The organism is Pedobacter sp. (genome assembly GCF_035317785.1).
Classification (GTDB): Bacteria; Bacteroidota; Bacteroidia; order Sphingobacteriales; family Sphingobacteriaceae; genus Pedobacter.
The window spans coordinates 1-4,642 of record NZ_DATHGC010000072.1; the positions used below are offsets into that span (position 1 = coordinate 1).

5 protein-coding genes are annotated in these 4,642 nt (G+C 47.5%); 1 reads left to right on the plus strand and 4 read right to left on the minus strand.

All coding sequences use genetic code 11. The annotated features are described in order from the left end of the window. The 3 genes from VK541_RS04485 to VK541_RS04495 form a co-directional block, all read right to left on the minus strand. The coding region (locus VK541_RS04485) for a Gfo/Idh/MocA family protein (protein WP_324367342.1) at positions 1-471 on the minus strand (471 nt) is incomplete at its 3' end. Position 472: 1 nt separating this feature from the next. Then, the gene (locus VK541_RS04490) at positions 473-1,306 is read right to left on the minus strand and encodes a hypothetical protein (RefSeq protein ID WP_324367344.1); all 834 of its coding nucleotides are present in this window, start codon (positions 1,304-1,306) and stop codon (positions 473-475) included. A gap of 37 nt (positions 1,307-1,343) precedes the next feature. Continuing rightward, positions 1,344-3,263 carry a GxGYxYP domain-containing protein gene (locus VK541_RS04495; protein WP_324367345.1) on the minus strand — a complete coding sequence of 640 codons (1,920 nt, stop codon included), beginning with the start codon at positions 3,261-3,263 and terminating at the stop codon, positions 1,344-1,346. A gap of 162 nt (positions 3,264-3,425) precedes the next feature. Between VK541_RS04495 and VK541_RS04500 the strand changes: the two genes are divergently transcribed. Next, on the plus strand, positions 3,426-4,142 hold the full coding sequence (locus VK541_RS04500) for a GntR family transcriptional regulator (RefSeq protein ID WP_324367347.1): 717 nt from the start codon (positions 3,426-3,428) through the stop codon (positions 4,140-4,142). Between the two features lie 47 nt (positions 4,143-4,189). On the opposite strand, the gene VK541_RS04505 is transcribed toward VK541_RS04500, so the two are convergent. Continuing rightward, positions 4,190-4,642 (minus strand): glycoside hydrolase family 97 C-terminal domain-containing protein (locus VK541_RS04505; RefSeq protein WP_324367349.1); only part of this gene is annotated, 453 nt, incomplete at its 5' end.

Sequence of the window (4,642 nt, forward strand, 5' to 3'; positions counted from 1 at the left end):
CTTAATTTCTATGATCTGCCCTAATCTGCCCGACTGTATTTCTTTGATGACCCTCTGCGGGCCTGGCAGGAAAGGCATTTCCGAACTGCACCTCACGAAACGGCCGTGTGTTTTAACCGCAGCCTTTATCGCCAGCGCATCTTCCAGATCGATACCAAAAGGTTTTTCACCCAGAAGGTCCTTGCCCGCAGCCAGTACCTCGAGATAAAATTCTTTATGCAGGTTGTGCGGTAAGGCTACATAAACCACATCTATATCCGGATCGCCCAGCAATTCCTTATAATCTGTAGTCAGCAGCTTTACTGTTGGTACCGATGTGTACCAGGAAAGTACCTGCTCATTCAGGTCGCATACTGCCGTAAGTGCTGCTTTGACAGGAAAATCGTTGAGTGTAAACCACCTGCCAAATGCACCGGCTGCTTCCCTGCCCATTAGTCCGCCGCCTATGATGCCTATATTTACCTGTTTCATTTTAGTTGCTGATATAGTCAATTACATCTGCCGGTTTAGCGCCTTCATGAACGATAGCCATCAGGGCTTTGGTCATACCGGCAGGATTTGCGTGCTGGATTACGTTTCTGCCATACACAATTCCTTTTACACCCTGCTGCATCAGCCCATAAGTCCGGTCCAGGATCTCCCGGTCGCTGGCCTTACCTCCGCCGCGCACCAGTACTGGTATGCGTCCGGCTATTTCCACGATCCTATGGTATTGGTTCACGTCATCTGTCGGATCGGCTTTGATGATGTCTGCACCCAGCTCTACACCTTGCCTGACCAGCGGCACGATCTTTTCCGGATCACCGTTTACCATATACCCTCCGGCTTCCTTATTCGGACGGAACACCAAAGGCTCTATCATCAAGGGCATGGCGTACTGCTCGCATACCGGTTTTATCTTTAAAATGTTCCGGATGCACTGATCCGTCACTTCCGGCTCGCCCGGAATACTGAACAAATTGACGACCACGCAGGTGGCATCCAGCCTCAGCGCCTGCTCCACAGGGTTTTCGATCATCCGGCTGAACAGGGCACGGGGCAGTTCTTTGCCATATACATTGGCCACATCGGTCCTGAGTACCAAAGAAGGTTTTTGTCTTCCCGGAACAGATTGCAGGTAATGTGCCTGCCCTACGGTAAGCTGTATGGCATCGGGAGCGGCATTTACCAATATATCTACCGCTTTGCTGATGTTTTCTATGCCTTGTAAAAATCCGTATTCGTTAAAAAAACCATGGTCTATAGCTACATCAAAGCAATTGCCTGATTTGCTGTTGAATAACCTGTTTAATCTGTAATCTTTCATTGATAACTATTGTTTTATATCCGGGTAATTTCAATTCCTAATTAAATGGCGCTTTGCCTGCCGCCGCCTGCGGATTTTCTTTCAGGTAAATCCTGTACAGTTCAAAAAAGGTTGGCGCGTTCAGCAGTTCCGCTTTGGGATCAAGCTTTTTCACTTCCTCCACTACCCTAACATGCCATGAAGGTACCTTCAAAATATTCCGGAACCAATGGAAAGGTATATTTCTTTTATGGATCTGGCTGACAATGATCCTTGCGGCTTCAGCCGGATCGTCCTGGTTTACATCTTCTCCGGCACGCAAAACAGGCATATTGGCATGTAACGAAGTTAGCGGGACTTTTTGTGGCACAATCCCGTTTGGACTAAATTTAGCATAGGCATCCAGGCCCCGGCTGTTCATTGCCGGTGCCAGTCCGTCTATTACAAAGCCGGTGATGGAAAGGTCCCATTGTTTATAATACGGTTCGTTGTGTTTCGCCCACTGGTCTACTGCGTCAGGCAGACCGGATATTGCCCTTGGCGCCTGCAGCATTCCCGGCATCAGGTAGCCTGAGCCATTGTCCGCTGCCGCAAAATAATCGTTTGGTGTAGCGGTTTCCCTTCTGTATTCCATGGCCATGGGTACACGCTGTGCCAGTACCGGACTGATGCTCCACATCAAAGGCACCTTGCCCCGGTCCGGACTGTCCCAGATATCGGGCGTGGTTTGCGACAGCCATGAGGAAGCATCATAATCGCCCACATAGAAAATATAGTAGTTCTTGTCCTTGAGCTGAAGTTTACCTTGAGCATCCAGGTAACCTTTTTTCTTTAACTCGTCCTGCGTAACCCAATTTTGCTTGTAGATCTTTTTTAAAGGATAATGCTGCCAGAATGAAGCATTGGCCAGCGCGCCAAATCCTATGGCGTCTGCATCTTTGAATGCATTGTAGGCACTGATGACCCTGGAATATTCCCACTCGGTTTCTACATCTTCGTGCTTGCCCCCAGCATGCCTGGTATACTTATAGGCCCAGGGCGGAAAGCCGCCCAGGTACGTAAACTGGTTGCCATTTCCATTGCGCTGATAAGCCAGCAAAAGAAATTCTTTTAGTGTGCTGAGGTCTGTGCCGGGTTGCTGAGTGCTATCGTCTGTTGCGGTTTCATCGCCCCATGGACTCAAATCGTAAAAGAAAGCATTCTTGCTCACGAAAAAATCGTGATTGGACAGGGTATGGTGATTGATGCGGGTTGCGGTAGGTTTCAGCATCCATTGCTGATCGAGGTAATAGGCGCCATAAGCCGTATTGCATTTACCGGTTTTTATGTAGTTTTCTATAAACCAGAGGTAAGCGTCGTTCTTCGCAGAGCCTGAAGAAGTTCTTTTGGTATCAGGGATCGTCCCCCTTCCTGTAAACAAGGAAGTACCGTCCGGTTTGAGCAGCCATTTTTTAACAGGGATCTTCGGTCCTTCCAGTACCAGCCTGCGGTATAAGCTGCCTTCACTGAGGTCATACCTGATGGCGACAAGTTCATCGGCCCCGGCTACAGAAGAGGCCACATTGCTGGTTGCCGGCACTTTAGGATCATAAACAACCGCGCCTTTGATATCCGGTTTAAATGAAGTGATCAGTTTTATAAGATCAGTGTATACCAGGGTATCTGCGTTGTGCAGCCATTTGCCGGGTTTACGGTACTTATCCCACCAGTAGCGGTCTATGTTTACCCCGGCATTTTCAATAAAGAAAAGATATAATCTTGGTGATTTCTGGTTGACAATTCCCTGCAGGGTAGCCAATGTATGTGCATGATCCCAGGCCATGCGCACATTGGCTTCATTTTTCATGTCCGGTTTAAGGGTATAGCCCAGGTCAAACAGCACTATTTTTTGCTTGTTCTGTGCGTACACCCCAGCTTGCCCCGGCAGTACAAGCAGTAAGAGAAAACAGATCCGGACCAGTCTTTTGAAAATGTGCATCAGGGTTACATTTGGTTAATCGCACAAGCAGTGCGAACTACCCGGCAATTATACAAATAAGAAATCATAACTTGTATATACAAGACAATATTTATATAGTGCTGCCGTCTAAAAAATATTTTCTTTAAATGATTACCTTTACCCTCAACCTGTATACCGAAGATGAACAAAAAAGAAATGATGCCCTTGTATCAAAAGGTGATTGACGACCTGAAAATATTGATTGAAAAAGGAACCTATAAAAAAGGTGATCTGCTGCCTTCGGAAAACGACCTTTGCAAGACTTACAATACTACAAGGGTGACCATCAGGCAGGCGCTTTCCGCATTGACCATCTCCGGATACATTACCCGCAGGCATGGAAAGGGAAGCATCGTGTCTGAACCTAAAAAAGGTCTGGGGATTCTTTCCCTGAGAGGAGTAACAGCCGGTATTGGCGACAAAGGGCTGACCACAAGTATTCTTGAGAAACCAATCAGGCAGGATTGGCCTGCCGGGTTCTTTTATGACCTGGAAGAAGAGGAACGGGCCAGTGGCTGCATCTTTTTTACCCGGCTGAGGTATCTGGATAAAATGCCGCTGCTCTACGAGGAAACTTTCATCACGGACCTGAGCCTGCCCAGGTTTACCTCCAGAAATCTGGAAAACCGGTCCTTGTTTAAGATACTGGATGAGCACTACCAGGTCAAAATAAAAGAAGGTGAGCAGAAAATCTGGGCTATAAACGGAGATAAAGAGATCAGCAAGCTGCTTGATGTCAAAACAAACCATCCGCTGGTGCACATGAAAAGAAGGCTGAAGACCAACGTCAAAAACCTGAATATTTATTCTTCACTGTACTGCAACACTGAAGAATATTTCCTGCAGGATTATTTTTAAAAAAGATCGTTATGGCCAATAGTCATGGTATTGCCCGAAGCTGGGCTCTACTGTTTCAGCAGCCGCATGACCTGTCCGCCTCCCGGCTCCATTTTTACGGTGACAAACCCGGTATTGGTAACAGACCTGGAGACTTTCACCAATCCATTCGGATCTTTCGCTGTTTCCGGACCATCGGAATAGAGTTCAGCATTAAATGTTCCTAAAGGCAGGAAGTCAAGCGGGATCTTCAGCTCCCGGACAGTACTGTTATTGATCGTACCTACATACCATTCATTGCCTTTTCTGCGGGCAACAGTCAAAAATTCGCCCACTTCGGCGTTGAGCACTTTTGTCTCATCCCAGACGGTAGGTACTTTCTGTAAAAAGTCAAAACCAGGCTGGCCTTCATAAGCCTCCGGGTAATCGGCCACCATGGCCAGATAGCTTTCCAGCACGACGTACATGGCCAGCATGTGGCAGCGTGTGCCCGCCATCATTGGCTTGACATAGCGCATTTT

Bases quoted from the DNA above. Each gene is read 5' to 3' on its own strand.
- VK541_RS04495 (WP_324367345.1), bottom strand. From the start codon at position 3,263: ATGCACATTTTCAAAAGACTGGTCCGGATCTGTTTTCTCTTACTGCTT.
- VK541_RS04490 (WP_324367344.1), bottom strand. From the start codon at position 1,306: ATGAAAGATTACAGATTAAACAGGTTATTCAACAGCAAATCAGGCAAT.
- VK541_RS04500 (WP_324367347.1), top strand. From the start codon at position 3,426: ATGAACAAAAAAGAAATGATGCCCTTGTATCAAAAGGTGATTGACGAC.